Below are 3,056 nucleotides of genomic sequence, written 5' to 3' on the forward strand. Positions count from 1 at the left end.
GAATCTGCAAAAAACTCAAGGTTGTTTTTCCACAAAGATATATCGTGCTCCACTTTGCTGATCTGCTTTTTGATCGCCTGCTCTTTTCTGTAGATCTTTTGGTCAGCATTTGGGCCACTCAATATTTTGTTGACCTGGTTTTCAATTCTGATTGCCTGGCGGTCTTCATTGGATATTCCTTCTATGTTGTTGATGAATTTATCAACTACTTCGGAATAACGACTCTTAATTTTGGAAATGCTATTACGGGGTACAAATCCTATGTCAAGGTATTCATCTTGCAGATCGCGAAGTTTTTCCAGGTCATCAGGATTGTCTTTTGCCAGTTGCTCTATTCTATTACAAACCTCTTCCTTCTTTCTGAGGTTCTCTTCAAATTCTTTCTCTACCTCACTGTTCTTAGACCTCTTATTATTGAAGAAGTGGTCTGCGGCTTCTTTAAATTCTTTGTAGACAGACTCCCTCTGCTTTTCAGGCACCGGCCCTATCTCCTTCCACTGCCTTTGAAGTTTCTTGAACTCCTCGGCTGTTTTTTGCCAGTCAGTGCTGTCTTTTATTTCAAGTGCTCTTTGTACAAGCTCTTTTTTCTTTTCAAGGTTGCCTTCTCTTTGCGCATCCAGCTTTTTAAAGAAAGCACTCTTGTTATTAAAGAAGGTTTTGAAGGTACCCCAAAACTTTTTGTTTACAGCTTTGGCCTTGGCGCGGGGCAAACCGCCTACGGCTTCCCATTTTTTCTGTATCTCCAGGATCTCCTTGGTTTTACTATTCCATTCTTTGATCCTGTCTGAGTCAAACTCGGTAAAAGGCTGCACCTCTTCTGCCAACTGCTCCTTAACTTTCAAATTGTCTTCCAGCTCTGACTTAAGTTGCTCAACGAACTCTTTTCTTCGGGCATAAACTTCGTCAGATGCAGTTTTGAACCGTTGCCACAGGGCCTCCTGCTCTTCTTTGGGTACAGGGCCAATATGTTTAAATTCATTATGAAGCTCATTAAGCTCCTTGATGGCCTCTTTGAGGTTCTCGTGCCCTGCGAGCTTCTCTGCACGTTCACAAAGCTCCAGTTTGGACTCCAGGTTTTTTCTCCTGTCGAGTTCCTTTAACTCAAAGTATATACTCCTGTTGTCATAGAACCGGTCAACCAGTGCATTATAATTGGCCCAAAGGGTTTTGGCCTGAGCCCCGGGGATAGGGCCTATATTTTTCCACTCGTTTTGCAGGTCTTTAAAAGCATTGAAACTGATATTGGTTTCTTCTGAGTCTACAAACTCCCGTAGCTTTTCAAGTATTTCCTGCTTTTTCTTGAGATTAGATTCCTTCTGTTGCTCTTTCTCCTTCACATAGGCAGATTTCCTGTCTCTGATCAGTTTATAATTGGCGTCAAAGCGGTTGGTTAATTCATCATACTTAAACTCAAAATCAACTTCCTCTCCACCTTCGGCAATAAATTTATCAAGAGCCTCTTTTCGTTCAGTTTCCCTGATTTCGTCAAATAAAGGTTTTATCTCCCGCACAATACGCTCGGCCTTCTGCACATTATCATCCTTGGCCAGAGCCTTGATCAACTCCACAAGCTCCTCCTTCGAGTAATTGGAATAATCTACATGCTCATCGTCATCATCATCTTCGTGTTCATCTTCATCATGGTTATGATCATGCTGTTCCTCAGCAACAGCATCGGTCTTTTCCGAAGATTCATCAACGACTTCTTCCTTTTTTTCAACGAGCTCCTGATTTTCCTCCGTGGTGCTTTCTTCCTGCTGACTGACCGTATCGGCTACTTCCTGATCCTGTTCAGGATTAACCTGATCTTTTACCTCATCAGCATTTTCATCCACTTCCGGATTATCAGTATTAATGTTTTCCAATTCCTTTATGTCCTTCTCTTTATCCATTTGTGCAGTTTTTCAACCTCTATAACTGTAAAAATAATAAAATCATTCAATTTAAACGTGGGTCTGTTGGATAATTTGAATATACATTAAACCTTCCTCCCAATTGTTTGAGCACTACTTTCCACAGGTTTTCACCATTTTCATTAAAAACCAACTCGGGTGTGGCATAGTTGGCTACTATCCATGAGTCAGCTTTCAATTCCTCTTCAAGTTGATCTGCCCCCCAGCCCGAATATCCGATAAAAAACCTGAAATCATCGGCTTTGATTTGCTTGGTATCAATAAGGATCATCAGTTGCTCAAAATTTCCGCCCCAATACAAACCATTGCTTATCTCCATGCCTCCTTCTAGATAGTCAGCCTTATGGATAAAATGCAGTGTATCCTGTTGCACAGGCCCTCCTATATATACAGGCTGGCTGAAATCCCTGATATCTTCAACTATTTCGTCCAGAGACACGGCAGAAGCCTTATTTAATACAAAACCAAATGATCCCTCGTCGCTGTGCTCACATAGAAGCACTACTGTCCTTTCAAAATTCGGGTCGGGCAGAAACGGCTCGGACACAAGTAAGCTGCCTTTTCCCGGCTTTTGGTTATTATTGAATTTGAAATAGTCCATAATTTAATGCAATGCGGGTTGAAGAGGTAAAGACTTTAACACTTCTGCCTCTATTAAGTTTAATTCTTCCAATCTCCGGTAGGTATCTTCTTCGTCAAAATAGATCAGAGCCATTTTCACGAAAATATTACCATGCTTGGCCTCTGAGGCCCACAGGTTATGGTAGAAAGTTTTTAACTCCCCGGACTCCAGCGCTTCGTAGACAAGGCGAAAACGTTCTGCACCCCTGCATTCTATAATTGAAGCCAACAACAACCTGTCCATAAATCTATCTTCTCTCCCCGAACGACAGTTATCGATCAGTTTTTTCACATACATGTCCTGTCCCATTTCAGCAGGAAGTGCGACTCCACGCTCCTGCATGATCTGGTAGACTGACCTGAAATGCTCAAGCTCTTCAACAGCAGTATCTATCAGTTCGGGGATTATTTCCAGCCGGTCAGGGTGCTTGGCAACAAAACTCATGGCCATGGCAGAAGCTTTTCGCTCACAGTTGGCATGATCCTGCAAAAAAGCATTAAAATCACCCATTACCGTCTCAA

The 3,056-nt window shown here is 42.1% G+C and carries 3 protein-coding genes; all 3 read right to left on the reverse strand.

Features of this window, described 5'->3' with window-relative positions; translation table 11 throughout:
* On the reverse strand, nucleotides 1–1,892 hold a 1,892-nt coding region (locus E1163_RS01390; RefSeq protein ID WP_155168737.1), incomplete at its 3' end, for a DUF349 domain-containing protein.
* 46 nt (nucleotides 1,893–1,938) lie between these two features.
* Nucleotides 1,939–2,514 carry a YqgE/AlgH family protein gene (locus E1163_RS01395; RefSeq protein WP_155168738.1) on the reverse strand — a complete coding sequence of 192 codons (576 nt, stop codon included), beginning with the start codon at nucleotides 2,512–2,514 and terminating at the stop codon, nucleotides 1,939–1,941.
* Nucleotides 2,515–2,517: 3 nt separating this feature from the next.
* The coding region (locus E1163_RS01400; protein WP_343033714.1) for a MiaE family protein at nucleotides 2,518–3,056 on the reverse strand (539 nt) is incomplete at its 5' end.

It is taken from the genome of Fulvivirga kasyanovii (assembly GCF_009711405.1).
In the GTDB taxonomy this organism is placed as follows: domain Bacteria; phylum Bacteroidota; class Bacteroidia; order Cytophagales; family Cyclobacteriaceae; genus Fulvivirga; species Fulvivirga kasyanovii.

What these genes read in the sequence shown, in the direction of transcription:
- E1163_RS01395 (WP_155168738.1), bottom strand. Translation starts at nt 2,514, where the DNA reads ATGGACTATTTCAAATTCAATAATAACCAAAAGCCGGGAAAAGGCAGC.